Origin of the sequence: Vibrio sp. PID17_43 (assembly GCF_002608565.1) — a bacterium.
Classification (GTDB): domain Bacteria; phylum Pseudomonadota; class Gammaproteobacteria; order Enterobacterales; family Vibrionaceae; genus Vibrio.
This window is the reverse complement of the sequence record NZ_LIXM01000031.1, coordinates 1-25,380: the sequence shown is the minus strand read 5'-3', so window position 1 is coordinate 25,380 and position 25,380 is coordinate 1. Positions and strand designations below refer to the sequence as shown.

The 25,380-nt window shown below is 45.9% G+C and carries 29 protein-coding genes and 2 pseudogenes; 9 read left to right on the top strand and 22 right to left on the bottom strand.

Going from position 1 to position 25,380, the window contains the following annotated elements; all coding sequences use genetic code 11:
* Positions 1 to 123 precede the first annotated feature (123 nt).
* The 4 genes from rpoH to ftsY form a co-directional block, all read right to left on the bottom strand.
* Complete coding sequence (gene rpoH / locus AK965_RS18260) at positions 124 to 981, bottom strand: RNA polymerase sigma factor RpoH (RefSeq protein WP_099080953.1); 858 nt, start codon at positions 979 to 981, stop codon at positions 124 to 126.
* 176 nt (positions 982 to 1,157) lie between these two features.
* Positions 1,158 to 2,126: a permease-like cell division protein FtsX gene (ftsX, locus tag AK965_RS18255; RefSeq protein ID WP_099080952.1), complete on the bottom strand. Its 969-nt coding sequence runs from the start codon at positions 2,124 to 2,126 to the stop codon at positions 1,158 to 1,160.
* Entirely contained in the window at positions 2,116 to 2,790 is a 675-nt protein-coding gene (gene ftsE / locus AK965_RS18250; protein ID WP_005535654.1) for a cell division ATP-binding protein FtsE, read from the bottom strand. Before ftsE ends, ftsX begins: the two co-directional genes overlap by 11 nt.
* A gap of 23 nt (positions 2,791 to 2,813) precedes the next feature.
* The gene (gene ftsY, locus AK965_RS18245) at positions 2,814 to 4,016 is read right to left on the bottom strand and encodes a signal recognition particle-docking protein FtsY (protein ID WP_099080951.1); all 1,203 of its coding nucleotides are present in this window, start codon (positions 4,014 to 4,016) and stop codon (positions 2,814 to 2,816) included.
* Positions 4,017 to 4,239: 223 nt separating this feature from the next.
* Here ftsY and rsmD point away from each other — a divergent pair, with 223 nt between their 5' ends.
* Both rsmD and AK965_RS18235 read left to right on the top strand, forming a co-directional pair.
* Positions 4,240 to 4,839 carry a 16S rRNA (guanine(966)-N(2))-methyltransferase RsmD gene (gene rsmD, locus AK965_RS18240; RefSeq protein ID WP_099080950.1) on the top strand — a complete coding sequence of 200 codons (600 nt, stop codon included), beginning with the start codon at positions 4,240 to 4,242 and terminating at the stop codon, positions 4,837 to 4,839.
* A gap of 25 nt (positions 4,840 to 4,864) precedes the next feature.
* Positions 4,865 to 5,131, top strand: a complete 267-nt coding sequence (locus AK965_RS18235) for a DUF1145 domain-containing protein (RefSeq protein WP_099080949.1) — start codon at positions 4,865 to 4,867, stop codon at positions 5,129 to 5,131.
* Between the two features lie 64 nt (positions 5,132 to 5,195).
* On the opposite strand, the gene AK965_RS18230 is transcribed toward AK965_RS18235, so the two are convergent.
* The 4 genes from AK965_RS18230 to AK965_RS18210 form a co-directional block, all read right to left on the bottom strand.
* Complete coding sequence (locus AK965_RS18230; protein ID WP_005430358.1) at positions 5,196 to 5,780, bottom strand: YhgN family NAAT transporter; 585 nt, start codon at positions 5,778 to 5,780, stop codon at positions 5,196 to 5,198.
* A 102-nt stretch (positions 5,781 to 5,882) separates the two neighbouring features.
* The gene (locus AK965_RS18225; RefSeq protein WP_172438190.1) at positions 5,883 to 6,104 is read right to left on the bottom strand and encodes a YecH family metal-binding protein; all 222 of its coding nucleotides are present in this window, start codon (positions 6,102 to 6,104) and stop codon (positions 5,883 to 5,885) included.
* An 85-nt stretch (positions 6,105 to 6,189) separates the two neighbouring features.
* On the bottom strand, positions 6,190 to 6,810 hold the full coding sequence (locus tag AK965_RS18220; protein WP_099080947.1) for a lysoplasmalogenase: 621 nt from the start codon (positions 6,808 to 6,810) through the stop codon (positions 6,190 to 6,192).
* Between the two features lie 981 nt (positions 6,811 to 7,791).
* A complete protein-coding gene (locus tag AK965_RS18210; RefSeq protein WP_099080946.1) occupies positions 7,792 to 8,157 on the bottom strand; it encodes a DUF4145 domain-containing protein in 366 nt (121 codons plus the stop codon).
* A gap of 239 nt (positions 8,158 to 8,396) precedes the next feature.
* On the opposite strand from AK965_RS18210, the gene AK965_RS18205 reads away from it, so the two are divergent.
* The gene (locus tag AK965_RS18205) at positions 8,397 to 8,726 is read left to right on the top strand and encodes a DUF2500 domain-containing protein (RefSeq protein ID WP_099080945.1); all 330 of its coding nucleotides are present in this window, start codon (positions 8,397 to 8,399) and stop codon (positions 8,724 to 8,726) included.
* Position 8,727: 1 nt separating this feature from the next.
* Here the strand turns inward: AK965_RS18205 and AK965_RS18200 are convergent, their stop codons facing one another.
* Positions 8,728 to 9,741: an acyltransferase gene (locus AK965_RS18200; RefSeq protein WP_099080944.1), complete on the bottom strand. Its 1,014-nt coding sequence runs from the start codon at positions 9,739 to 9,741 to the stop codon at positions 8,728 to 8,730.
* A gap of 276 nt (positions 9,742 to 10,017) precedes the next feature.
* Here AK965_RS18200 and AK965_RS18195 point away from each other — a divergent pair, with 276 nt between their 5' ends.
* Positions 10,018 to 10,368, top strand: a complete 351-nt coding sequence (locus AK965_RS18195) for a cystatin domain-containing protein (RefSeq protein ID WP_099080943.1) — start codon at positions 10,018 to 10,020, stop codon at positions 10,366 to 10,368.
* Between the two features lie 89 nt (positions 10,369 to 10,457).
* Here AK965_RS18195 and arsJ read toward each other — a convergent pair whose 3' ends face one another.
* From arsJ to rhtB, 6 genes and pseudogenes are all read right to left on the bottom strand, one after another.
* Complete coding sequence (arsJ, locus tag AK965_RS18190; protein WP_099080942.1) at positions 10,458 to 11,675, bottom strand: organoarsenical effux MFS transporter ArsJ; 1,218 nt, start codon at positions 11,673 to 11,675, stop codon at positions 10,458 to 10,460.
* 257 nt (positions 11,676 to 11,932) lie between these two features.
* Positions 11,933 to 12,427, bottom strand: coding sequence for a cyclin-dependent kinase inhibitor 3 family protein (locus AK965_RS18185; protein ID WP_099080941.1), 495 nt, complete (start codon positions 12,425 to 12,427; stop codon positions 11,933 to 11,935).
* An 11-nt stretch (positions 12,428 to 12,438) separates the two neighbouring features.
* A complete protein-coding gene (locus tag AK965_RS18180) occupies positions 12,439 to 13,440 on the bottom strand; it encodes an ArsJ-associated glyceraldehyde-3-phosphate dehydrogenase (RefSeq protein WP_099080940.1) in 1,002 nt (333 codons plus the stop codon).
* 43 nt (positions 13,441 to 13,483) lie between these two features.
* Positions 13,484 to 13,819 (bottom strand): metalloregulator ArsR/SmtB family transcription factor, encoded by a 336-nt coding sequence (locus tag AK965_RS18175; protein WP_099080939.1) that lies wholly within the window; start codon positions 13,817 to 13,819, stop codon positions 13,484 to 13,486.
* 103 nt (positions 13,820 to 13,922) lie between these two features.
* Positions 13,923 to 14,732 (bottom strand): annotated as a pseudogene (locus tag AK965_RS18170) (EAL and HDOD domain-containing protein).
* Between the two features lie 22 nt (positions 14,733 to 14,754).
* The gene (gene rhtB / locus AK965_RS18165; RefSeq protein ID WP_099080938.1) at positions 14,755 to 15,369 is read right to left on the bottom strand and encodes a homoserine/homoserine lactone efflux protein; all 615 of its coding nucleotides are present in this window, start codon (positions 15,367 to 15,369) and stop codon (positions 14,755 to 14,757) included.
* A gap of 65 nt (positions 15,370 to 15,434) precedes the next feature.
* Here rhtB and AK965_RS18160 point away from each other — a divergent pair, with 65 nt between their 5' ends.
* Positions 15,435 to 16,433, top strand: a complete 999-nt coding sequence (locus tag AK965_RS18160) for an alpha/beta fold hydrolase (protein WP_099080937.1) — start codon at positions 15,435 to 15,437, stop codon at positions 16,431 to 16,433.
* Positions 16,434 to 16,594: 161 nt separating this feature from the next.
* Positions 16,595 to 17,419: a Cof-type HAD-IIB family hydrolase gene (locus AK965_RS18155; protein ID WP_099080936.1), complete on the top strand. Its 825-nt coding sequence runs from the start codon at positions 16,595 to 16,597 to the stop codon at positions 17,417 to 17,419.
* 68 nt (positions 17,420 to 17,487) lie between these two features.
* Here the strand turns inward: AK965_RS18155 and AK965_RS18150 are convergent, their stop codons facing one another.
* Entirely contained in the window at positions 17,488 to 17,958 is a 471-nt protein-coding gene (locus AK965_RS18150; protein ID WP_099080935.1) for an EVE domain-containing protein, read from the bottom strand.
* Between the two features lie 39 nt (positions 17,959 to 17,997).
* On the opposite strand from AK965_RS18150, the gene AK965_RS18145 reads away from it, so the two are divergent.
* A complete protein-coding gene (locus tag AK965_RS18145; protein WP_099080934.1) occupies positions 17,998 to 19,548 on the top strand; it encodes a COG3650 family protein in 1,551 nt (516 codons plus the stop codon).
* Positions 19,548 to 20,144 carry a tRNA-uridine aminocarboxypropyltransferase gene (locus AK965_RS18140; RefSeq protein ID WP_099080933.1) on the top strand — a complete coding sequence of 199 codons (597 nt, stop codon included), beginning with the start codon at positions 19,548 to 19,550 and terminating at the stop codon, positions 20,142 to 20,144. The genes AK965_RS18145 and AK965_RS18140 overlap by 1 nt, the downstream gene beginning before the upstream one ends.
* Before the next feature lie 71 nt (positions 20,145 to 20,215).
* Here AK965_RS18140 and yigB read toward each other — a convergent pair whose 3' ends face one another.
* The 6 genes and pseudogenes from yigB to AK965_RS18110 form a co-directional block, all read right to left on the bottom strand.
* Entirely contained in the window at positions 20,216 to 20,935 is a 720-nt protein-coding gene (gene yigB / locus AK965_RS18135; protein ID WP_099080932.1) for a 5-amino-6-(5-phospho-D-ribitylamino)uracil phosphatase YigB, read from the bottom strand.
* The gene (gene xerC / locus AK965_RS18130; protein ID WP_099080931.1) at positions 20,935 to 21,876 is read right to left on the bottom strand and encodes a tyrosine recombinase XerC; all 942 of its coding nucleotides are present in this window, start codon (positions 21,874 to 21,876) and stop codon (positions 20,935 to 20,937) included. Before xerC ends, yigB begins: the two co-directional genes overlap by 1 nt.
* A complete protein-coding gene (locus AK965_RS18125) occupies positions 21,842 to 22,573 on the bottom strand; it encodes a DUF484 family protein (protein WP_099080930.1) in 732 nt (243 codons plus the stop codon). The genes xerC and AK965_RS18125 overlap by 35 nt, the downstream gene beginning before the upstream one ends.
* Complete coding sequence (gene dapF, locus AK965_RS18120; RefSeq protein WP_099080929.1) at positions 22,567 to 23,397, bottom strand: diaminopimelate epimerase; 831 nt, start codon at positions 23,395 to 23,397, stop codon at positions 22,567 to 22,569. Before dapF ends, AK965_RS18125 begins: the two co-directional genes overlap by 7 nt.
* A 10-nt stretch (positions 23,398 to 23,407) precedes the next feature.
* Positions 23,408 to 24,661, bottom strand: coding sequence for a diaminopimelate decarboxylase (lysA, locus tag AK965_RS18115; RefSeq protein ID WP_099080928.1), 1,254 nt, complete (start codon positions 24,659 to 24,661; stop codon positions 23,408 to 23,410).
* A gap of 63 nt (positions 24,662 to 24,724) precedes the next feature.
* Positions 24,725 to 24,936, bottom strand: a pseudogene (locus AK965_RS18110) (lipoprotein).
* Here AK965_RS18110 and cyaY point away from each other — a divergent pair.
* Positions 24,916 to 25,230: an iron donor protein CyaY gene (gene cyaY, locus AK965_RS18105; RefSeq protein ID WP_099080927.1), complete on the top strand. Its 315-nt coding sequence runs from the start codon at positions 24,916 to 24,918 to the stop codon at positions 25,228 to 25,230. The pseudogene AK965_RS18110 and the gene cyaY overlap by 21 nt on opposite strands.
* The last annotated feature ends 150 nt before the right edge of the window (positions 25,231 to 25,380 follow it).

Below are 25,380 nucleotides of genomic sequence, written 5' to 3'. Positions count from 1 at the left end.
ATGCACAGGTAGCACAGATAAGTGGGATCGCAAACGCTACCGATATTCGATCGAAAATAAAAAAGCCGAGATCACATGATCTCGGCTTTCTATGAAAATCTTATCTTAGATGAGAAATTGAAGTTAGAATTCCCCAACCGCCAGTTTCAGTTTCTTCATTGCGTTCTTTTCTAACTGGCGAATACGCTCGGCAGAAACGCCAAACTCATCGGCAAGGTCTTGCAACGTTGCCTTCTCATCGTCTAACCAACGAGAACGAACAATGCGCTGGCTGCGCTCATCTAAACTTGCAAGTGCATGACCTAAACGGTTGTTAGTGTGCGTTTCCCAGTTTGCCGCTTCAATATTGTCAGCCACATCAGATGACTTGTCTTCTAGGTAGACCATTGGGGCAGTGTACGAGTTTGCGCTGTCATCATCATCCATTGGCATGTCAAACGTTGAGTCGACGGCCGCTAGACGAGATTCCATTTCTCGCACCTCTGAAGGATCCACACCCAGCTCACGAGCAACGGTTTCTACTTCACCGTTGTTGAACCAACCAAGACGCTTTTTGGATTTACGCAGATTGAAGAACAATTTACGTTGCGCTTTGGTTGTCGCGATCTTCACGATACGCCAGTTACGCAATACGTACTCATGAATCTCAGCTTTGATCCAGTGAACAGCGAAAGAAACCAAACGCACACCCACTTCTGGGTTGAAACGCTTAACCGCTTTCATCAGACCGATGTTGCCCTCTTGTACTAGGTCTGCCATCGGCAAGCCATAACCCGAGTAGCCACGAGCAACATGAACAACGAATCGTAGGTGTGACAGGATCAGGCCTTTCGCCGCATCTATCTCACCATTGTAATGTAATCTTTCTGCCAGCCCACGCTCTTCTTCTGGTGTCAGCATTGGGTAGCTGTTTACAGAACGAATATAGCTATCAAGACTATCTTGCGTGACTAGAGCCATCGGATACGCTTCTTTTGTCATTCAATTCCTCATCAATCTCTGATCTGGAGCATTACATTACAATTTAGCTTCGCCATCTTGAACTTAAAATGAACAAGTTTCAAGAAGGGCGAGTAATTATCCATAAACAAATGGTCTAAACAAGAGGAGAGATATTAGCTTGTGCTAATAAATTCCAAGTATAAGACCTTTATCACCTAAACAGGTTCAATTTCGTTCAGGTGACGCTGCGCGGATACTCGTGCGGCGATACAACCCAGTAAACTACCAGTGATGATCAACAACAGAGATTCATCCCAACTCAATCCAATCAAACGGAATTGGCTGTCATAAAGTGACGCCAACTTTTCCACAGCATTATTCATAACAACGGTGATCAAAGCCGTCACTAACCATGCTATGCTTGCACCCAACACACCGAACCACATGCCCGTGTATAAATAAGGACGAAGAATAAAGCTGTCGGTCGCCCCAATCAGCTTCATGGTTTGAATCTCTTCTTTGTTCGCCAGCACATTAAAGCGCAATGTATTACCGACGATTAAAAATACCGCACCCAACATCAGTATTGTCAGGGTGATAACAATAATACTAGCAAGAGTTTTGATGGCATCAAGGCGTGCTAGCCAGTCTTCATCGAGCCTCACGTCGGTCACGTCTTGTTGCTCACGAACTTGCTTGGCAATCGACTGAATATCACTCTTCACTTCTGAATCGGGTGTAATCACCAACACGCCAGGTAATGCATAACCACTTAGTAGGCTCAACGCTTGGTCAAAGCCGGCGTATTGGCTTAAATCCGATAGACCTTGTTGCGGCGAAATATATTCCACCTCTTTTACTAAAGGCCAAGTCTCGATTTGATCTTTTAACACCATCACGCGTGCATCAGGCATGCCTTCCACTAAGTAAGCACTCACTTGCGATGGTGATGCGACGTCCTCAGCTGCTCCAGCGAGGTTTTTCCCCAGCAAATACAAACAAGCGGGCATCGACAACGCCATCGAAATCACGGCTAGAGTAAGAATGTTACCTAAAGGACGACGCCATAACGCGCCGAAAGAAGATTTTGCTTGTTTTGCATGGACAGAAAAAAAACCATCGGTATTGGCACGCTTGGCACTGCGACCTTTCCCTTTCTTCTGGGTGCGCTTGTTACCTACCATAGTCTTCTACCTCACTTAGGAAGCCTTGGTTCAATTCAAAATGGCGATATTGTGGGCGAGTATTTACTAACCCGATATCGTGCGTCGCAAGGAGAATCGTTACGCCTGCCCGGTTAAATTCTTCAAACAGTCGTAACACGCGGTTAGACAGCTCAGGGTCAAGGTTACCCGTTGGCTCATCGGCCACTAGCAAGGTTGGCCGGTTTACCACGGCACGTGCGATACCCACCCGTTGCTGTTCACCACCAGATAACTGGCTAGGCAAACAACGGGCTTTATCGAGCAAGCCCGTTTTATCCAACGCTGCAGAAACGCGGCGTTTGATTTCATTTTCGGAAATGGATTCAATGCGCATCGGCAGCGCCACGTTGTCGAACACGCTGCGATCCATCAAAAGACGGTGATCTTGGAATACAATTCCGATATTACGGCGCAAAAACGGAATGTCTTTGTTTGAGATACGTGTGATGTCATGACCATTGAAATGGATTTTTCCATCGGTTGGACGCTCTATCGCACATATCAATTTCAACAAGGTGCTTTTACCTGCACCAGAATGTCCGCCTAAAAACGCCATCTCTCCGCGCCTCAAGTGAAAATCGACTTTCTGCAGGGCTTGTCGACCACCTCGGTAAGCTTTGCTCACTTGCTGAAATTTGATCACCGTTTGATTTCCTCTAACTCTAATTACTCTTCACGGCTAAACAGAGCGTCAATGAACTCTTGAGTTTCAAAAGGACGCAAGTCTTCGATACCTTCACCAACACCAATGTAGCGAATTGGGATTTCGAACTGATCGGCAATCGCAAAGATCACACCACCTTTTGCTGTCCCATCCAGCTTAGTCAAGGTAATCCCGGTTAGAGGCGCAACATCACTGAAAAGTTTTGCTTGGCTAATGGCGTTTTGACCCGTACCTGCGTCTAGCGTTAGCATGATCTCATGCGGTGCCGAATCGTCAATTTTCTTCATCACGCGCACGATCTTGCGTAGCTCTTCCATCAGGTTTGCTTTGTTTTGTAGACGACCTGCGGTATCCGCAATCACCACATCCACACCACGCGCTTTTGCTGCTTCAATCGCATCATAAATGACCGAAGCACTGTCAGCGCCAGTATGCTGAGCAATCACAGGTACATTATTACGCTCACCCCAGACTTGCAGCTGTTCAACGGCTGCAGCACGGAAGGTATCACCTGCGGCAAGCATGACTTTTTTACCTTCATTTTGGAATTGTTTCGCCAGTTTACCGATCGTGGTGGTTTTCCCCACACCGTTCACACCAACCATCAAAATAACGTAAGGTGTTTTGCCACTGTCGATTTCAAGAGGCTGTTCAACCTTAACAAGGATTTCAGCCATCTCTTCTTTCAGCAGACCATAAAGGGCTTCGCCATCTTTAAGATCGCCGCGAGAGGCTTTCTCTGTCAGGTTGTTGATGATTTTTGTTGTGGTGTTCATGCCCACATCAGCAATCAATAGCTGCTCTTCTAGCTCTTCGAAGAGGTCATCGTCAATTTTTTTACCGCTGAATAAACCAAAGAAACCTGCGCCAATGTTGGCTTTGGTTCGACTTAGACTGCGCTTAAGACGTGCAAAGAAGCTCTCGGTCGGTTTTTCCTGCTCTTGAACACGAGGAGCGACGGGGGCTTGCGGCTCTTCTGCTTCTGCTTCTGCTTCTGCTGAAACAGCCTCAGCTTTCACTGACTCTTCTTCCACACTTGTTTTTTCTTCCACCGGCTCGGCAACTTCTTCCGTTGGTTTCTGCTCGGTCGCAGGCGCTTCCGCTGCTTCTTCTTTTACTGACTCTTCCGGCGTTGGCTTTTGGCTTTGCTCTTCATCACCAAAACCTAGCCACGAAAGTAATCCGCGCTTCTTTTTTTCCGTCATCTGGGGCTATCCTAGATTGTCTCTTTATCTATTAAGTACGCTTTCCTGAAAACAGAATGACTGATTCAGAAAAGCCTGATGACAGAGTTGTGCTAACTTTCCAATTAGGTAATTCTAATCTTATTAGTGTTACACTCTGTCATCTTGAATATTCTGGGCTGCACCCAAGCTTAAAGCTTGGGCGATTGGCTATAGTATCACTTTATTAGCGGTCAAAAAATCTATGGTAAGACGTCGCCAGCAAAACTCCTCACAAAAAAAGCCAACAACGGGCTTTGTTCGCATTATTAGTGGTTTATGGAGAGGTAGAAAGCTACCTGTGCATGATGCAGAAGGTCTGCGTCCAACCACGGATCGCGTAAAAGAAACGCTGTTTAACTGGTTAGCTCAAGATGTACCACAAGCAAAGTGCCTCGACTTATTCGCAGGTTCCGGCGGCTTAGGCTTTGAATCCGCTTCTCGCCAAGCGGAACAAGTGACCATGATTGAGCTAAACCCTCAAGCATTTCTGCAGCTACAGAAAAACGTAGCCTCACTTAATGCTAGCAATATCCATGTGGTAAATACCGATACGCTGAGCTTTTTAAAGCAACCGGGCACGCCACATCACGTAGTATTCATCGATCCACCGTTTCGCAAAGGGTTATTGGATGAAACCGTGACCTTGCTAGAGCAAAACGGCTGGCTGACTGAAGATGCGATGATTTATATTGAAACTGAAAAAGAGCTGAACATGGCTGGGGTTCCGGATAGCTGGCTCCTGCACCGAGAAAAAACCGCAGGTCAAGTGAGTTATCGCTTATACGCACGCTCACCAGCTTAAAGTTTCGATTTAAAAGGATAGTTAAATGAAAGCGCTATTGATACTGGCAAAAGCGGCGATCGCCTTTGTCTGGTTTATACTAATTCTCAACATTTTTATGCCATTCCCAGGAAAAGCAGCTATCGCGCTGTACATCATGGCCGCATTCCTGTTCATGATGCATGGTTTGCAGATGGCGATCTTCATCGGTGCGTTTGGTGACAAAATTAAGATGAGCGCATGGGAAAAGTACTCGATTTTAATTTTTGGTATTTTTGCTCTGCTCGATATTCGTCGTAAGCACATGATGTAATAAGACAGATAAACGAAAGCCGCTCACAAGAGCGGCTTTTTATATTCATCCGATGAGCAAAAGTTTAACCCATGTAACTCTTCACGCCATCAAGAAACATCTGGGTAGAAATCATAACCAACAGCAATCCCATCAAACGCTCAATCGCTTTGAGACCACGCTCTCCCAAAATCCGGTGGAAGAAGCTGTAGAACATCAAGATGAAGAAAGTGGCGCCCCAAGCAATCAATACAGCGGCAGACAACTCCATAATCTTGTCTGGATGCTGAGAAGAAAGTAAAAGCAGTGCAGCGATAACCGAAGGCCCAGCAATCATGGGGATGGCCATCGGCACAATAAACGGCTCTTCACCTGCGGCCAGCCCGGTAATGCTACCAGCACTTGGGAAAATCATCTTAATGGCGATGATAAACAGAATGATGCCGCCAGAAATACTCAAGGTCTCCGGCTGAACATGAAGGAAACTCATGATGCTCTGTCCTGCGAACAAGAACAGCATCAGAATCATCAAGGCAAACACGAGTTCACGAATCAGTACTTTTCGGCGACGCTTCGCATCTAAATGTTTGAGAATGGACAACACTATCGGCAAATTGCCAAGAGGATCCATAATAAGAAACAGCATGGTCGCTGCTGAAAGAATGTCCATGTTCTGGCCTCGACTAATAAGATGGCGGCCAGTATAGGCGAGACTATGTTTGAGGGCCAATTAAAAACATTCGCCCTCACTTCGGTCATACTAGGTCGGAGCTTAGTGGTTGCAGATACGCGCCATGTTCACCACAAACTTACCTTCCAGTTCAAGTACTTTTTCGCGTTTTAGCAAAAATTCTAGCAATGCATCTAAGTCTAGATCATTCAACTTACAGGTATGAAAACGCACTTCTGCGCCAAAGTGAGCCGCTAGCTCATCACGATTCATTGGCGTTTCGCGAAGTAAGTTTAGTAGGTCATGGGCATGAATTTCAGTCATCATCAACTCCAGTGTTCAAATTCAGTGTGGTCAGTGTACTCAAATCAGCTAACGTTGCTTTGACTTAGGTTAGGATCTGTTAAACCTAATAAATGATGGAAGACACAATAAGTGCATGCGCTAAAAAGTAACTCCCACTCACCCACAAGTAAGCATGTTTCATTGGCTTACGATACCCATGAATAGCATAAACAAGCGCGGAACCCGTCATAACGAGCGTCCCAGTGAAACCAAGCGCATTGGCATAACTTGGAATATGTAGCCAGACGTCACCGGCTGACCACGCAAGGAAAACAAGCATGATGCCCATAACAACGACCGGAAATACCAAAGAGTCTAATTGAGGAAGTAGCAAGAAAAAGGCAACGATGCTTGCGGCCAACAATAACGCTAAAAGCCACCAAACAACTTCGCCGTTAATTTGCACCCAAAAAGCTTTGCTATAACAGATCTGGGCCAACAAGTAGCTAGCAAAGTAAAGCGGCTTGCGAGATTTGAATGAATGAAGCGTGTCTGCAAGTATGAAAACGATCAATCCGCCAGCAATCCAATAGGTATGAGCTGCTGAGTCGCCCTGAGTAATTGCCAAAATAAACAACAAAAGCAGAGTAAAAATTTTAAATATCAGGGATTGTGTTGGATTAACTTGCTTCGCTCCCAACACGGAATATAGCCCCGATAGCCCAATTGCCAACCAACTCCACATGCCGTATACACCTTTTATGTTACCTCGCCGCTAGTCTAGGTAGACCAATCGCTATGTAAAGGTGCAATCTATGAAAGTTGGATCTCGCTAGCGATTCGACACATTCGTTACGCCGACCACCACTTTATACTTTCTCTCACAATAGAAGGCCTCCCCACTAGCATTAACATACAGAAAAAATTGAAAAGAAAACCATCAATATGCTCGCAATACAGACAGTATGATGGAATTATCGACACAAAATAGAAATCCACCCAATTAGCGATTCAAAAGCAGAAATATTGCAACCTTGATACAGCAAAAACCCCCAGACGCCCCGTTACAATATAGAATAAAAACTCAACTGACACATATTAAGTATCTAATATTGATGACAATAGTTGCGTTTGTTCAATAAAACTCGACCTTAGACAATAGGATCCGTAGTGCTGCGTTTTTAGCACGATAACTTTCTCATCTGATAAGAAAATGACACCAACCAAGCCACACACTCAATCACCCCTGCCAGAAAGTACCACCATTTCCCCAACTTTTGAGAAACACACAAAAAATACATAACCAAACCACCACCAGAAAAAAAAAACACTATCACCCCATTAATGTAACGAACTTTAACTAATAAAAATCAATAATTTATAATTTATTAGGAGAAATAAACCACAATAAGAACACTTAGCAACCAAGTCAAAAAACACTGTTTTAATCATCAAATAGCGGTGATAATGAATGATTAAGTATTATTTTTGAAAACCTTTTGGCAATCTGGTTGATCAAAGCCTGAAAACAGTGCTATATTGATTACATCGAGTTCATCAAGGATTTAAGGGGTAGTGTTATGATTTCTTCTTCTCAGAAACAGGGGCTGGTAATGATTGCAGTAGTTATGGGTTTAATGACACTGCCAATGATGTACTAACCAATTGATTTAAATAAAAAAGGGACGCGTACGCGTCCCTTTTTTTATTATTTATTTTTTGCCAACTATAGATGCTTAGACAGAATATCCCAATGCAAGTAATAAAAACCAAGTGCGGCAAGCGTAATCAAGGTCATTAACAAAATCGCCGTTCGCCAGATAAAGCGAGAGCTTCTCGGCGTCAACTCTTTTTCACATTCATCGCAGGCGGCCATAAAGCCTTTTCTATCGTCCAGTTTGTAATTTTCTTCATGTACGATCTTATTACGCACTGTTGCAATAAAACGTAATTTTGCGATGACATCATGTGGCAAACGCTCTTCACAACTGGTGATCAGTTGGTGTAGTCCCTTCCCCTCTGCATGGTATTGTGTTCGCAGAAGCTTTTCGATCGTTCGGGTACGCATGACAACTTTCTCAATATCTGACATCGTGCCCCTCCTTACTTGATCCTTCCTTTATCCATCATTTCATTCTTCTACAAATCTGGAGTTTTTTCGAGATACTAAATGCAATTTTCCTTTCAATTTGTGTCCTTACACGCAGATAAACTGTGAAGTGCGCCGAATAAAGCCCTCCCCATTTACTAAATCATCAAAAAATTATCTCAACTCATCGTTTAATCAGGAAGTTCTGTAAAATAGGGACCAATGAAACATTGGAGGTTATCATGCCAATCTCACTTATTTTAGTTTTACTCACCCTGATCGCTCTAGGAGCTTGGGTATTCTTTCGCTTTTATAGCAAGCATTATTTCGGTGAAAATGCCCCTGAGCAAAGTGCACAAGTCACCATATTAGACAAACAAGCGATCGATATACCGGACGCGAAGCCCGGCCAAGACGATCAAGAGTATTGGATTTATGTGCAGCGCGGTTCCATGGGACCGAAACGCGAATTTCAAATCGGGGTACATTACTACCACGCTCTTAATCCAGGTGACAAAGGGACGCTGACTTATCATGGCGACAAATTTCTACACTTTGCCCTCAAACGTTAATCTACGGCAGCAACCATCGAGTCTTGGCAGATCTCGAAAACAGATAACTCATTGCCAAGGCTCCTGCTCCACTTAATATGACCCACAGTGGGATCACCCATATTGGATTCCCTTGGTGCCAACCAAACGCCTTCATCGGCCACAAGAAGATCGGGTGCAACAAATAAATGCCTAAACTGTACTGACTAATGAAACTCACTACCTTCTGGATTTTCGGCGGTAACTCTTCCCCAACATAACGGCATAACATAAAAATCATCGAAGCCGCTAAAACTACGTTGAGCGTTTTGTAAGACAACCAACGACCCACCGTATATTTACCGGCATCCAAACTATTCATCACCACCATAGTAAACGTCAACGCCAATGCCACCAGCCCGAGACCAGTAAACAACATTGTGACCGAACGATTGAGTGGGATCTTCTTAAACAGCACGTAACCTAACGGTAGGTAGCCCATATAGAGCCACATTTGATTACTCCAAGGCCCATCAATCTTGAACAAGAATAAGGTGCTGGTGAATAACCACAGCGCCAAATAAGCATAGAGAGCGTTATCGTCCATATGACGTACCATCCACTGAAATAACGGAATTACAAAATAGAGCGGAATAAAGTAGTAAAAGAACCCAAGGTGATAGTAAGTCGCATGATGCAAGCTGTTGCTCACGACTTCTTTTACCGTGGCAAAGTCAAAGCCTTGCGCTGTCCAGCCTGACAAATACGCATAAAACATCGACCAAACTAAAAAAGGCACCAACACTTTACCTAAACGCCGTTTGACGTAGTACTTGGCATCAAAAGGACGCGTATCACTGAGCATCAAGGCTCCGGTGATCAAAATGAACACTGGTACCGCCCAACGACTCACACTATTTACACCGACGGCCGTTAACCATTGGTCAAGAGGAATCCCGCCCAACTCAGTGCGGTATGGGGCCAATACGTGAATGGCGATCACTGCAATAGCCGCGACACACCGCAATAAGTCAAAAAACAGAACCCTTTCTCTCATGTTTTTTTCTACTTGGAATGACTGTACGCTTATAGCATAGGGTAATTTTCATCCAGTTAAATAGTTAACAATCTGTTTTTGCTTGTTTTTAACACAACAGCGAACTCTTAAATAACATTGATCTGTAAAATGATTTGCTGCAACACCCATTGTTCAAACGGAAGCCGTAGCCCCAACCTTTCTCGAATGGGCAACAGCATAAGTCAGCTTATTACTTTAGGATGTTGGACAGATTAATAAGAGAGGTCTTTATGAACAAAGCATTATTAAGCATTACTGGTTTGTGTTGTGACCTTAGCTGGATGCAACCAAAAGGAAGAGGCCGTAACACCAGCGCAACCGGAAGCGAACCCTATCTGCAGCGCAGAAAACCTTGCTGGCGGTTGGTCACAAGGTGAAGTGACACCTGAGGCTCAACAAGCGTTAGATTTTGTACTCGGTCAGCTGAATACCGCGGCTAAGCTAAAAGAGCTCTTGAGCGTACGTACTCAAGTCGTAAATGGCCTTAACTACGCGATTGAATTCGAAATGGACAATGGTGAAGTTTGGAACACCATCGTTTACCGCCCACTGAAAGGTGATATGGAAATGACGCGGCTAGCACTACAAGGTCGCATTTGCCCATAACCCAAGCTTGCTGATTTGCGACACTGAAGCACAGAAAGCAAAATGGCTCCCATTGCGGAGCCATTTTTTATACTGAGTCGTAAACTGATTTAAACCGCCGCCACTTTGGCTTTTGGTAACTTGATAGAGATGACCGTCGTCAGCGCTAAGAAGGCAAAAGAGACCCACAGACACGCCGCCAGACCCGCTTCTTGGTAAATCCAACCGGATAGAACCGTACCAATCAAACGTCCCATCGCATTCGCCATATAGTAGAAGCCGACATCCAGTGAAACACCATCGCCTTTCGCGTAGCTTACGATAAGGTAAGAATGCAAAGATGAATTCACCGCAAATACCGCACCGAAGCTCATCAAGCCGACAACAATAACCAGTTCTGGTTGCCAACCAATTTGCACGCCGTAAGCAATCGCGCCAGTGATGACAGCAAGGATACCTGCCCAAATCAATGCTGCACTACCGTCTGGCACTCTACCTTGTGCTTTACCGGTAATACGAGGCGCAAAGCCTTGAACGAATCCGTAGGCAATCACCCAAGCCGCTAGGAAACCGCCCACCATCAGGTGATCCCAGCCAAACACACTGCCTAGGTAGATCGGAAGTGCAACGACAAACCACACATCACGCGCACCAAATAGGAACATACGTGCCGCAGACAGGATGTTCACCGATTCTGACTTAGAGAAAATCTGACGGAATTTAGGCTTGCTCTTCGCTTTACCCATGTCAGCCTCTAGCCAAATCAAACTGGATACGAAAACAATCGCCAGCACACTTGCCATGATGACCATCGAAGTTTGGAAACCAAACGCGGACAACAGCAAACCACCAATAAAGAAGCCTGCGCCTTTTAACGCGTTTTTCGAACCCGTTAAGATCGCCACCCATTTATAAAGTGCCCCTTGCTGCTCGTCTGGCACCAACGTTTTAATCGCGCTCTTGGCACTCATCTTATTCAAATCTTTGGCGATACCTGAAATGGCCTGCGCTGCCATCACCCAAGGGATGGTCAACCACGCATTTGGCACTGCCAACATCAGCAAGGCAAAAATCTGCATCCCTAACCCGACGTTCATGGTTTTGTTGAGACCAAGTCGAGCACCTAGCCAACCACCAACCAAGTTGGTCACTACGCCAAAAAATTCATAGAAAAGGAACAGCGAAGCAATGGCTAAACTTGAGTAGCCTAAGTCATGGAAGTAAAGCACCACCAACATACGTAGTGCGCCGTCCGTCACGGTGAAGTTCCAATAGTTGAACGTCACCAGCATGTACTGACGGATACTTTTACTTAGTTTTGAAATCATAACGACCTCAGATGTACTGCAATCAGAGCATTTAGATCATGATGTTCCAAATACTCTATGACCTGAACACCAGTATTGAGCCATCTCAATACTGGTGCCAAACTGCGAAACAAGAACTGACAATAAAATTAACTATTACTTAATAATAAACAGATAGTTAAATATCAAACTGGCATCCAAGTATCACATAAAATAGTAAGCTACATGGCGTAAGGAGAGCTTTTGGAACATGATGTTCCAAAAGCTCGACAAGCTGATCACGCGCTTTGTGCGACGCGCTCGATGTACTCAACTTGTACTGGTTTGGTGAACGCGCCAGGACGCAAAGCTTGCACTTCGCGCACGATATCTTCTAGCGGCCAACCTTTCTCTAGCAGTAGATGCGCAGCAAACAAACCTGTACGACCAGAGCCGCCTAAACAGTGCATTGCGACCTTACCACCTTGCGCTAGAATTGCGTGCAATTCAGGGCTTGCTTGTTGCCATTTTGCAGCAAACCCTTCGTCTGGCGCGCAGTCGTCTTCAATCTCTATTTGAAACCATTTCATGCCTAACTGTTGAGTGATTTCGCCCAGAGCAGAAACGTCTTGCGCTGCCAACTCTGAGTTATCAAGTGCTGTCACTACCGCTTGTACACCTTGGTCTTTCAACTGCTTTAGAGAATCTTGCAGTTCAACACCTTTTGTACCCGGACACGGAGTCAAAACCAAAGCGCCCGCTTCTAAATCTAATTGCCATGTAGGATGAGACATTTTAAAACTCCTTATGCCATACCAACGTTACGAACCAATTCTGCAGTGCGCGTTGCGTAGCCCATTTCATTGTCGTACCAGGCGTAAATCTTCACCATGCGAGCGCCAACAACCATAGTGGATTGTGCGTCAACGATGGTTGAACGTTGGTCGCCTTTGTAATCGATAGAGACCAATGGACGCGCTTCAAAGCCAAGGATGCCTTTTAGCTCACCTTCCGATGCTTCTTTCAGTAGTGCGTTCACTTCTTCTGCCGTGGTATCACGTTTCACATCAAAAATGATATCTGTCAGCGATGCGTTTGCTAAAGGAACACGAACTGCGTGACCATTAATTTTGTCTTTTAGATCTGGAAAGATTTCAACAATTGCAGTCGCACTGCCCGTAGTGGTTGGGATCAGGCTCATACCACATGCACGCGCACGACGTAGATCTTTGTGCGGCGCATCCAGAATCGTTTGTGTGTTAGTTAAATCGTGAATCGTTGTAAATGATGACTGCTCGATGCCCAGTTTCTCGTGAATCACTTTCACTACTGGTGCAATACAGTTAGTGGTACAAGATGCCGCTGTGACGATGCGGTGCAACGCTGGATCGAAGATGTGGTCGTTCACACCAACCACGATGTTTGCTACACCTTCTTCTTTTACTGGCGCACTCACTACAACGCGTTTTACGCCTTGCTCTAGGTATTTGTTTAGGAATGACGTTTTTCGATGAACACCCGTTGCTTCAATCACAACATCACATTGACCCCAGTTCACCGCATCGATATCACGCTCCTGTGAAGTCGTGATGCGTTTACCGTTGATCACCATGTCTGTGCCTTCAACTTGCACTGCGTGGTTCCAACGACCTTGAACTGAATCAAACTCAAGTAAGTGGCCCAAAGTCGCTGCATCGCCCGCTACATCGTTGATGTGTACGAACTCTAGCTCTGGCCAATCAAACGCAGCACGCAGTGCCAAACGACCAATTCGACCGAAACCGTTAATACCTACTTTAATCGTCATAATCTTCTACCTTTTCAAGCCTATAAACTGTTAACGCTTACTACTAGCAGCAAGCCGCACGAGCTTTATCGTGCAATCGTGAAATATCGTCTTGGTACTCTTTCTTCAAACAGTTCGAGTCCACCAAATCATCAATTAATTTTTGCATCCATCCTGGTAACAATTCGGACAATTCGTAATACACCCACTGCCCCTGCCGTATATCAACTAAGATACCGTTCGATCTGAGTTGCGCGAGATGGCGCGATATTTTTGGTTGGCTTTGTTGTAGCGCGTAGGCTAAATCACCAACACAGACTCTTTCTTCACGAACCACCAGCATTAAGCAACGCACACGGGTCTCGTCGGAGAGAAGTTTGAAGAACTGATGTGGAAGCATAGGGAACATACCTATATATGGATATGCATATATAATTATTTAAAACTTAGGTGTCGTCAAGCGATCGTGCTCGACTGTAATAAAAGTTTAATATTTGATCGAATTATGCGCCAACGAAGCTCTGACTCCAGCGAACGGCCTCATCGAGTTCCAACGTCACATCATCAAAAGACAAACCCTGTTGTTCGTGTACGTCTAGCCAATCTGCACGCTCACAGCACTCTCCCATAGCAAGTAAGGCGCCATCTTCCCCTTGTCGGTGAAGTAGCACTTGTTGTACTAAATGACTCAAAGGGAGCTGTTCCACCAGCGATTCCACTGATAGATCGAGCATGGTATCGAGAATTGGCAGTAAGCCAACCATGAAACCCTGCTCGCTATACAGAGAAAAAGGTTGGTAGCGAGAGATCCATTGGCAAAATTGCGCCCGCTGCAAACACAACATGTATAACTCACGCGGTTTGCGACTAGAAATGTATGAAGCAACGATTACAGAAACAAATAGCTTTAACTTATCTTGACCAAGGTAAACTAATGCCTGACGAAATGAAGTAATGGGTACTTCCAGTTTAATCGATTGGGTGTTCACGAAGCGCAATAGTTTGTAACACAGCGCGACATCTTGAGTGATGATGCTTTCAATACGACCAAAATCTAAATCAGGTAGGCAAACTTCTTGGTAAGCGATGTAACAAGCTTTGTGGAGGAAAATGGATAAAGCATCGTGACGATGCGATCAGCGGGTTGGTACCGACTGAGAAAAAGTTATCCACAATCAACGGCATGCTACCCGGTTTGATTCGATGTGAGCAGGGTAAGCATTACTTTCACCATCACGGAACAACAACTCATACCCCAGCGGCTGTCTTTTTCGGTTAAAAATGGGCTGGCGAGCGACATACGCATTAATCATATTTTGTGGTTTTTATCTTTTATTATTTAGCTGCGGCTAACAATGCTCCACACCCCATAAACATCGAGCCAAATACTTTGTTTATTTTACCCATAACCTTGTCTGAGCGAATAAACCGTCCCATCTGTGCCGCTAGTGTGGTGTAGCCCAGCATGACAAACGCATCAATCGTAACTGTCGTGATACCTAGCACCAGCAGCTGAGTCAGCTGTTCTTTTGCAGGGTCGATAAACTGTGGAAACAATGCCACCAAAAATACGATTGATTTTGGGTTGGTCAGGTTAATAAGAATGGCTTTGTACAATAGTGAAGAACCTGACATCACTTTATGATTTTCCTTGGCCACTAAGCCAGACGTATCACGCCACTTTTGAATGCCAAGCCACACCAAATAAGCCGCTCCGACCCATTTGATCATGCTAAAAGCCGCTGCCGATTGCGCGACTAACGCTCCAATACCAGCCCCAACCAATGCAATATGAATAGCCAGACCAATTTGCAAACCAACAATAGCCCCTAATGACTTGCGAGTGCCGTAACTCAAACCATTGCTGATTGAGTTGACGGTACCAGATCCCGGAGCCAGACTAAAAACAATTGCAGTTACCACATAGGCTAACCAAACGTGGGTATCCATTGCATTTCCTCTATAATTCTTCGATGATACGTCACGTCAATAACGCATCTTCAGGTAATCGACTAATGGCTATTCACCATTCACCTTTGACTTATACTCAAGAGACTTTATTTGAGCAAGCAATAGGTGGTCCGATCGCTGCACTCTGGCAAACTCGCCAAGAGGGCTTCATCAAAGGGGCAGAAAAAAAGAAAATCTATTGGTGCAAACTCACCCACTCTGAACACACAAAAGCGGTGCTCATCGTCAATGGCCGAATTGAGTGTTGTTGGAAGTACCAAGAGCTGTTCTACGATCTATACCGACAAGGTTACGATATATATTCGTTTGATCACCGTGGACAAGGTTTATCAGATCGCTTGATACCAGACTCAGACATGGGTCACGTCTATGAATTTGATGACTATATTGATGATATGGCATTGGTGCTCAAACAACTCGATTTAAGCTCCTATCAGCAGCGATTTATCATCGCACATTCAATGGGTGGAGCGATTGCAACGCGTTATCTGCAAACTCACCCAGAGCATCATTTCAATGGTTTGATCTTAAGCTCACCGATGTTTGGCATTGATTTACCCTGGTATCTCAATCCGGTTGCGCTCCCTGTCAGCCAGATCCTCACAGCATTCTCATCCAAACCTCACTATGCACCAGGGCACAAAGAGTACTATCCCAAGCCATTTGAAGACAACCCACTCAGCCAAAGCTACGATCGCTACCACTGGTTTCGTTGCTTATACCGTGATAAACCAGAGCTGCAAGTTGGGGGGCCTAGTACGCGTTGGGTGTGGCAAAGTTTAATGGCGACTAAACAGTGCATTTTATTAACGCGTCAGGTGAAAGTTCCAGTGTTGTTAATGCAATCAGGCAATGATCGTATTGTTAGTAATCAGGCTCAGCAGCGCTTTATCAATAAGTTAAGAAAAACCAACCCTCATGCAAGCTTGGTTTCTATCGCTGGTGCCGAACACGAAGTCTTGTTTGAAAAAGACCAATATCGTAATCAAGCTTTGGATGCCATGTTTAACTTTATGAAAGAACAGAGACAGACCACAGATTAAAGAGGAAACTTTCGCTTAGCGATTTACCCTCTTTTTCTGCCTAATTTTGGCGTAAACTGCCTTTTGTTCCCCGCACTCGATGCAGTACGACCTAGTCAATCGACGGTGCTTCGCGTGCAATCAACCTGTTCCACTCTATCCACACCGTTTACGAGGGCTTCATGAGCACATCGCTACCTTGCAAAGAGATCACTAAAATCGTTGCCTCAGATCTGGATGGCACTTTACTCGCACCAAATCACCAACTAAGCGCTTACTCGAAAGAGACGCTAAAGGCACTGCACGAAAAGGGCTACACTTTTGTCTTTGCTACGGGGCGCCATCACGTAGACGTAGCCAGCATTCGTCGTACTGTAGGTATTCCGGCTTACATGATCACGTCAAACGGTGCTCGTGTACACGACCAAAATGATCAACTGAGGTACAGCCAAAACGTACCAGAAACCCTAGTACAACCGGTGATCGACACGATCAAGTCAGATCCTGGCATACTTATCCACATGTACCAGAACGACGATTGGTTATTGAACAAAGATGATGAACAACTGCGCGATTTTCATGAAGACTTTACCTATAAGCTATACGATGATAGCAACGCGCCGACTGATGGTATTGCAAAGATTTTCTTTACCCACCCAGCCCAAGATCATGAGCACCTAGTGGTATTTGAAAACAAATTGCGTGAGCAATTTGGCGACAAGTTGAACATCGCATTCTCAACACCTTGGTGTCTGGAAGTCATGAGCGCTGGCGTTTCTAAAGGTGATGCGCTAAAGGCCGTGGCAGAATCAATTGGCTTAACACTAGAGAACACCATCGCATTTGGTGACGGCATGAATGACGTAGAAATGCTATCAATGGCGGGTAAAGGTTTAGTCATGGGCACCTCTCACGAGAAAGTGATGAAAGCACTACCAAACAATGAAGTGATCGGCAGCAACGCCGACGATGCGGTTGCGCACTACCTGCAAGATCATCTGCTATAACCTGTATTGGCTATCAACAGCAGGTTATTGGCAAAATCACAAAGGGCTGCACCATGCAGCCCTTTCTTTTATCGCTGACTTGGCAACTTCTCTTTGCCGAGAATGGCCTCCCACTCTTGCTCACTCACCGGCATGATCGACAAGCGATTGCCGCGTTTCACTAGTGGCATATTTTCTAGCTCTGGCACCGCCTTCATTACCGACAGCGGAATCAAACGCTCAGTCTTACGTACAAACTCGATATCCACCATCATCCAACGTGGATTTTCTGGGTCGGATGTCGGATCGTAGTAATCGCTTTCTAGGTCAAACTGGAAATGATCGGGATACGCTTCACGGGTCACTTTGGCAATGCCAGCCACACCTACGTTCTTACAAGAGGAATGGTAAATCAGCACCAAGTCGCCCAATTTAACTTGGTCACGCATCATGTTACGCGCCTGATAATTACGAACGCCCTCCCAACATGAAACCTTTTGGGTTCGAAGCGTGTCAATAGAAAAGGTATCTGGTTCTGTTTTAAATAACCAATATGCCATAATGCGATCCGATGCAGATTGTAATGAGGAAGATATAACATGAAGGCTTTGAAAAACCCAGTGGCACTCGCCACACTGCTGGTCCTGCAAGCGTGTAGCGTGCAACCTCCACAGTCCGATGCAGGCACGCCAACCACGCTAGCTGCGTCCTTGGATAAGCCAGAAACCATCTTACCTCAAACCTTTATGCTACGTGGTGAAGTGGTAATTGGACACGAAAGCCAATACATCACCCCTTGCGGTAGCGATAAACAGTACTGGCTGCAACTGTCGCCACAACAAATACAACGTGCTGTGGCCATCACCAGTGAACCTTATCAAACCATGTATGGTGAAGTCATTGGTCACCTCAACCCACCTGGCGCCGACGGTTTTTCTGCAGATTTCGATGCTAACGTTGTGGTTGAGCAGGTGAACTTCCTTACGACAGAAAATCCGCATCGCTGCAAGCAAACCAGCAAACCCACTCGCGTATTTGGCAATGAACCATCATGGGCAGCAACCTTTGAAGGTAATGCGCTTAAATTCCAGCGACTTGGAAAATCTAACCAAACGTTAGACATCAACAGCAGTAAGCTGCAACCTCGCCAACGAGCTTACCAACTCAATGACGGCGAACTACATATGACCGAGAACTTGTGTTCTGACACCATGAGTAACTCACTCTATGGCTGGCAAGCAACGCTGGAACACGACGATAAGACCTACCAAGGTTGTGGTATGGCAGCCAACGTAGATTCGACCTTGGAGTGGGTGAACACTTACGTGGCGACGTCAACTCAATCACAAGGCTTTGAAGTGCAGATGACACTGAACAGCGACCACAGTGCGATAACCAAATACAGTTACTCTGACGGACAGCCACCTTTAGTGGAACGCGGTTACTGGCAACAACTGAGTCCATCACAAGTACAAGTCGTGATGACTCACCACCAGCAACAGCGCTTAATGACCGAGCGCCTGTTTACTCGTGAAGGCAACCAGCTGAAAGCAGTAAAAGAGAAAGTGGGTAATCTGGTTTACCCAATCGCCGATGGCGGACTTGTGCTTTACCCAGCAACAGTACACAACTCAGGCACTGAACAACTAACCACGGATCGCAGCAACGATCCGATTGGTGCGGCTGATGTTCCTTCCAGTGCGGACTTCAACTCAAAAGTGGATGCCACCGTACGCCATTACTTTTTCATTAACCAAACCAGCCCAAGCAACAACCAATACCGCTGGCTGACTTACGATCTAAATGGCGATGGTAATGAAGAGCTGCTAGTCCAACTAGATTGGTGCGGTTCTGGCGGTTGCACCCTGCTCGTGTTCGAAAACCACGAGAATGAGTGGCGTTTCAACAGCCGTATGACGCTAGTGCAAAGCCCAATCATGCTGGGTCAACAAACCTCACACGGTTGGCGTGATCTGATTTTTAATGTCAGCGGTGGTGGTGCAACGCCGGGTCAACACGTGATGCAATACACGGGCGTAAGCTACCCAATCAACCCAAGCTTGGCGCCAACAGCGAGCAAAGAGCAAGTCAGCGGTGTGCGTCTGTTCTCGGATGGCATCAGCCCTGTTCGTGAAGGAGTACGCTTATAATGGTGCAGCCTTGTCCACATTGCGGTTTTCAATTCAACTGCATTTGTTCACTGCTGCCTAAACTCCGTAGTGAACACGCATTCATGCTGTTGATGCATCCAAATGAACTAACGCGGGACACCAACACAGGCAAGCTGATCGCACAATGCCAATTGAATGTGACCCAAGCGGTTTGGGATCGCAAAGCACCACCAGCAGAGTTACTGGAAACGCTTGCAGAACCAAGCCTATTGCCAGTGCTGCTCTTTCCCAGTGAGGAAAGCCTGACCTTAGCGCAAGTTAAACAGCAAAGTGATAAGCAAAACAGAAAGCCGCTGTACATCATCCTGGATGCAACATGGCAAGAAGCGCGTAAGATGCTCAATAAAAGTCGTTGGTTAGAAGATGTGGCAATGATGAGCTTAGCCACTCAAACAGATTCCCAATACCAACTACGTCGCAACCAACAAGAAGGCAACCTGTGCACTTTTGAAGTCGCAGCTCAATTGCTGGGGCAACTAGGAGAAAAGCAAAACCAGCAACAGATGTTGGACTTCTTCAAGCACTACCTGCCCGTCTTCCAAGCTGAGAAAAGTGGTCACACTCTAAAAACTTAAGACGATGAGAAAACAAAAAACGCAGCACTGGCTGCGTTTTTTATTCGATACCGTTTCACGTGGAACAATGACTAGTTCAGTAACTCAGGCAACGAAAGTAATTGATGAATTTCAACATCCGGCAACACACGTCCATTGGTGTGCGTCATGACAGAGCGCGCTTTATCATTAAACCAACAAGCTGAGAATCCAGCACGTTTGGCTCCTTGGATATCTGTCAACAAGTGGTCGCCCACATGCAAAATATTTTCTGCGGGAAAATCGAGACACTGCTGCGCTTTGGTAAAGAGATCGGACGCAGGTTTAGCCTGTCCATCAGGGCCGGCTTTCAATACCGATTGGAAGAACGGCGCAAGCCCCACACGATCCAAATCGACATTACCATTCGTGATCGCGACCAACGGTACCTTATCACTAAGCTCAGCCAGTACATCCAAGCTTTGTTGAGGTACTTTAAACTGGCTACGCCAATCCAACGCGACATCGACACCGGCTTGGGCCGCCATTTGCGCCTCATCATCATGGTAACCTACTTGCAAAAAGCCATGCTTAAGCTGAACAAAACGCCAAAGCGTCACATCACTTTTAAGTTCCGGCTGCTGCTGTGCTACACGCTTTTTCAACGTCAACCAATCGGCTTTATCCATCTGCGCCACCGCAGGGTGGGTTTGCTTAAGCCAGGCCAACAGCTCTTGCTCCATGCGCACTATCACTGGGTAGTTATCATAGAGAGTGTCGTCAAGGTCAAAGGTCATCGCCTTTACTGGCGCAATACGGCGGTAGAATTTCATCAGCGTCCCTCGTTTCCGCTCTTCTTACGTGCACGAGGATGAGCCTGATCATAAGCTTGTGCTAAATGCTGGAAATCCAAATGCGTATAGATTTGAGTGGTCGAAATATTTTCATGCCCCAGCAATTCTTGCACCGCACGTAAGTTGTTGCTTGATTCCAGCATATGCGTCGCAAATGAGTGACGCAATTTATGCGGGCTAATATGACTCGCCACTGATTGTTTTTTCCCCCACTCTGCCATGCGCTTTTGTACACTACGATGAGAAATGCGCGTCCCCAATTTTGAAACAAATAACGCGGGTTCGCCTGCTGCGGCTAGATCACCACGTACTTTCAGCCACTTGGTAACCCATTCCGTTGCCATACCTGAAAACGGCACTTTGCGCTCTTTGTCGCCTTTACCAATGACTCGGAGTTCACCACTACGCAATTGCACATCTCGTACATCGACGCCGACCAATTCAGCCAAGCGTAAACCGGCACCATACATCAGCTCCATCATCGCACGATCGCGAATCGACAGTGGATCCTCTTCGTTCACTTCCAATAACTGATTGACTTCATCGACATCGAGATTTTTCGGTAGCGGACGCTTTTTACGCGGAGCAGAAACGCCTTTGGCTGGGTTCGCAGACAGGTCGCCACGTAAGATAAGAAAATCAAAAAAACTGCGCAGAGAGGATAAACGTGTCGCCAGACTACTGGCTTTCATGCCTTCTCGCATGCCTTTACCAGCGAGCTGGCGTACCCAGCCCGCATCGACCTGGGACCACTCTTTCAATCCCATTTCAGTCAGGTGCTGAGCCATGGTTTCTAGCTGCTGCTTATAATTACGTTGGGTATGCAGACTCAGCCCCTTTTCGCTTCGCAAGAATTCGTAGAAACGTTCAAGAGGCTTTTGAAGACTATTTGGCAGAGGAATGCTGGGAGTTGTTGTCATGATGACTTTGCCATACCAATGTTTGAGCGAGATGTGCCACCACTAATGATAGGTGACGCAAAAACAAGGTATCCATATCTGGTTGGAAATGGCCGCCCTCTTCACTAGAAAACGCCAACACGCCAAGCGGCTGTATTTTTACCAGCGGCAATACCACATAGGAACCCATTTCTGGAACATCCATATCCCCAAACAAAGCTTCACGATCCACTTTACGTAAACGGCCTAAATACGCCTCTTTTCCATTTAAGTGATTGGTTGCAAAGCGCTGATAGTCTTCCTTACTCAGTTGAGTTTCAGCATCACACTGGCTCAACAGACGAACATAAGCCTTCAAACCGAGCTCTTTGGCTTTGTGTTCAATGGCGTGAATGACTTGCTTAAAGTCACTGCACTTTAGGATTTGCCCTTGCAGATCCATAAATTCGTAAAAAGTGCGATCGTTGTTCGCCGCCAAAGACATCAATGTGGTGATCTCTTCTTCCAACTCTTCTATACGTTGACGCTGACGGTTCATTTGAATATGCACCAAAGAGACCGTACCTAAATCCGCATGAGGGAAAGATAGGCGGTCGACTAATGCTGGGCGTTGCACAAAGAAATCCGGATGATCCTTCAAATACTCTGCAACGACTTCCGCCGTCAATACATCCGCTTCGACTTCAGATAATGGTTTTTTCTTTTGTTCTACTAGCACGACAACTGACCATCAAATACGTGAGTTGCAGGACCGGTCATGAATAACGGTTGCCCTGGACCTTGCCAAGAAATACGCAAATCACCGCCCGGAAGTGACACTTTTACATTTTCGTCCAGTAAACCTTGCAGAATACCGACCGCTACTGCACCACAAGCACCGCTACCACAAGCTTGCGTTTCGCCCGCACCACGTTCATAAACACGTAGACGGATATGATTGCGATTCACCACTTGCATAAAGCCTGCGTTCACACGCTCAGGGAAACGTTCGTGTGATTCAAGCAATGGCCCAAGCTTTTCTACTTCTGCGCTATCCACATCATCTACAACAGTAACGACATGCGGATTCCCCATGCTAACCGCCCCACAGAACAGAGTTTTCTCACCAACACGCATGATGTAGGTTTTCTCTTTCTGCTTCGCTTTGAAAGGAATCTTATTCGGTTCGAACTCCGGAACGCCCATGTTGACAGTCACTTCACCATCGTCTTCTACATCAAGAATCATCTTGCCTTTCTTGGTGCTAACGCTAATGCTGTACTTGTTAGTCAAACCTTTTAAACGTACAAAACGAGCAAAACAGCGTGCGCCATTACCACACTGCTCCACCTCACTGCCATCCGCATTAAAAATGCGGTAATGGAAGTCGCTTTCTGGATCATAGGGCGCTTCAACGACAAGCAACTGGTCAAAGCCAACGCCCGTATGACGATCCGCCAAGCGACGGATCAAATCTTGCGAGAAAAATACGTTCTGGGTAATACAGTCGACGACCATAAAATCGTTACCCAAACCGTGCATTTTAGAAAAGTGGAAATGCATTTGTTGTGTGTTACTCCGGTAGAATCTGTTCCAGCTGCCACAAACTGGTCAGCTCCTCACGCTGGCGAACAAGGTGGCTTTGGTTACCATCCACCATCACTTCCGCCGCTCGGGTACGAGTATTGTAGTTCGAAGACATAACAAAACCATAGGCGCCTGCAGAGCGAACCGCGAGTAGATCACCTTCTTGCAGAACTAGTGCTCGATCTTTGCCCAAGAAATCGCCCGTTTCACAGATAGGACCGACTAAGTCGTAGGTCTGTGCTTCACCTTCACGCGGTGAAACTGGGACGATATCTTGCCATGCTTGGTATAGCGCAGGACGCATTAAATCGTTCATTGCCGCATCGATGATGGCAAAGTTCTTGTGCTCGGTGTGTTTTAGGAATTCCACACGTGTTAGCAAGATACCTGCGTTAGCTGCAATCGCACGACCTGGTTCGAAAATCAGTTCGAGATCTTGGTGATTCTCAAGACGACCTAGCAGCGCTTTCGCATAATCAGAAGGCTGTGGTGGCAATTCATCACGATATACCACGCCTAGACCACCACCGACGTCTAGATGACGAATGTTGATGCCTTGCGCTTTCAAGTCATCAATCAGTGCTAATAGACGGTCAGTGGCGTCGATGAAAGGTTCAATTTCAGTCAGCTGAGAACCAATATGGCAGTCGATGCCTTGCACGTTTAAGTTTGGCAGACTCTGAGCAAATTGATATACAGCTGGCGCACGGTCAAACGCGATACCAAATTTGTTATCACGTAGACCAGTCGAAATGTAAGGGTGTGTTTTTGCGTCTACGTCAGGGTTAATTCGTAGAGAAATCGGTGCAACCACACCTAGCTCGCCTGCAACTTTATTCAAGCGCTCTAGCTCAGGTTCTGATTCCACATTGAAGCACTTTATACCCAACTCTAGTGCGCGTTTCATTTCTACTGAGGTTTTACCGACACCAGAGAACACCACCTTCTTCGCATCACCGCCAGCGGTGATCACACGCTCTAGTTCACCACCTGATACGATATCAAAGCCTGAGCCCAAACGAGCCAGTGCATTCAGTACACCTAAGTTTGAGTTTGCTTTTACTGCGTAACAAACAAGGTGAGGGTGTTGACCCACTGCACTATCAAATGCTTTCCAATGACGCTCAAGCGTCGCGCGTGAGTATACATAAAGAGGAGTGCCATGTTGCTCAGCAAGAGCTTGAAGAGGAACATCTTCAGCCCAAAGCTGGCCATCATCCTGATAGTTGAAGTAATCCAAAATTCGCTTCCCTTATTTAATTCGACTGCTTAACCCTAATATCACACCAAAAAGTGCGGCTGATTATTGTGACTGCTCGCTTTGCTGAGCATCATCTGGGATGTAAAGTGAACCTGATTGTCCGCAACCAGCAAGTATCGCTGCAACCATCACAAACAACACCGTAAGTAGTTTTTTCATTTTGCATATCGTGATTATTGAATCAATGCCCCCTATAATCGCACCACACTCAAGAAAAGCAATAGGATAGACGGATGAACGATACTGAATTTCATCAACTGGTGGACACACAGATGCAAATCATCGAAGAATCCATCGATGATTCAGGCGCAGACATTGATTACGAGGTGTCTGGTAACGTAATGACATTAGAATTTGAAGACCGCAGCCAAATCATCATTAACCGCCAAGAGCCAATGCATGAAATTTGGTTAGCATCAAAGTCTGGAGGTTTCCATTTCAAGTTGGTTGACGATAAATGGATCTGCTCCAAAACGGGCATGGAGCTGTTTGAAATGGTGAAACAGGAGTGTGAAAAGCACGCTGACGAAGAAATCGACTGGGTATAAGTCAAATCGGTCATCACCAAACTAAAAAAGAGCACCTCTGTGCTAATGCCGATCAGTTAAGAGATAAATGATCGGTTGAACGATCCTACAGATGGCTTATAAAGGCTCTAAGTTCCCAAAACTTAGAGCCTTTTATTTTGCAATTAACCA

Coding starts and splice junctions, on each gene's coding strand:
- AK965_RS18160 (WP_099080937.1), top strand. CDS start 15,435: ATGGCTATTCACCATTCACCTTTGACTTATACTCAAGAGACTTTATTT.
- ftsX (WP_099080952.1), bottom strand. CDS start 2,126: ATGGTAGGTAACAAGCGCACCCAGAAGAAAGGGAAAGGTCGCAGTGCC.
- yigB (WP_099080932.1), bottom strand. CDS start 20,935: ATGAAATTCTACCGCCGTATTGCGCCAGTAAAGGCGATGACCTTTGAC.
- cyaY (WP_099080927.1), top strand. CDS start 24,916: ATGAACGATACTGAATTTCATCAACTGGTGGACACACAGATGCAAATC.
- AK965_RS18205 (WP_099080945.1), top strand. CDS start 8,397: ATGCCAATCTCACTTATTTTAGTTTTACTCACCCTGATCGCTCTAGGA.
- rsmD (WP_099080950.1), top strand. CDS start 4,240: ATGGTAAGACGTCGCCAGCAAAACTCCTCACAAAAAAAGCCAACAACG.
- xerC (WP_099080931.1), bottom strand. CDS start 21,876: ATGACAACAACTCCCAGCATTCCTCTGCCAAATAGTCTTCAAAAGCCT.
- AK965_RS18150 (WP_099080935.1), bottom strand. CDS start 17,958: ATGGCATATTGGTTATTTAAAACAGAACCAGATACCTTTTCTATTGAC.
- AK965_RS18155 (WP_099080936.1), top strand. CDS start 16,595: ATGAGCACATCGCTACCTTGCAAAGAGATCACTAAAATCGTTGCCTCA.
- AK965_RS18210 (WP_099080946.1), bottom strand. CDS start 8,157: ATGTCAGATATTGAGAAAGTTGTCATGCGTACCCGAACGATCGAAAAG.
- AK965_RS18185 (WP_099080941.1), bottom strand. CDS start 12,427: ATGTCTCATCCTACATGGCAATTAGATTTAGAAGCGGGCGCTTTGGTT.
- dapF (WP_099080929.1), bottom strand. CDS start 23,397: ATGCATTTCCACTTTTCTAAAATGCACGGTTTGGGTAACGATTTTATG.
- AK965_RS18235 (WP_099080949.1), top strand. CDS start 4,865: ATGAAAGCGCTATTGATACTGGCAAAAGCGGCGATCGCCTTTGTCTGG.
- AK965_RS18225 (WP_172438190.1), bottom strand. CDS start 6,104: ATGACTGAAATTCATGCCCATGACCTACTAAACTTACTTCGCGAAACG.
- rhtB (WP_099080938.1), bottom strand. CDS start 15,369: ATGGATACCCACGTTTGGTTAGCCTATGTGGTAACTGCAATTGTTTTT.
- AK965_RS18145 (WP_099080934.1), top strand. CDS start 17,998: ATGAAGGCTTTGAAAAACCCAGTGGCACTCGCCACACTGCTGGTCCTG.
- ftsY (WP_099080951.1), bottom strand. CDS start 4,016: ATGACGGAAAAAAAGAAGCGCGGATTACTTTCGTGGCTAGGTTTTGGT.
- AK965_RS18230 (WP_005430358.1), bottom strand. CDS start 5,780: ATGGACATTCTTTCAGCAGCGACCATGCTGTTTCTTATTATGGATCCT.
- rpoH (WP_099080953.1), bottom strand. CDS start 981: ATGACAAAAGAAGCGTATCCGATGGCTCTAGTCACGCAAGATAGTCTT.
- AK965_RS18175 (WP_099080939.1), bottom strand. CDS start 13,819: ATGCTTCCACATCAGTTCTTCAAACTTCTCTCCGACGAGACCCGTGTG.
- AK965_RS18140 (WP_099080933.1), top strand. CDS start 19,548: ATGGTGCAGCCTTGTCCACATTGCGGTTTTCAATTCAACTGCATTTGT.
- AK965_RS18220 (WP_099080947.1), bottom strand. CDS start 6,810: ATGTGGAGTTGGTTGGCAATTGGGCTATCGGGGCTATATTCCGTGTTG.
- AK965_RS18200 (WP_099080944.1), bottom strand. CDS start 9,741: ATGAGAGAAAGGGTTCTGTTTTTTGACTTATTGCGGTGTGTCGCGGCT.
- AK965_RS18180 (WP_099080940.1), bottom strand. CDS start 13,440: ATGACGATTAAAGTAGGTATTAACGGTTTCGGTCGAATTGGTCGTTTG.
- arsJ (WP_099080942.1), bottom strand. CDS start 11,675: ATGATTTCAAAACTAAGTAAAAGTATCCGTCAGTACATGCTGGTGACG.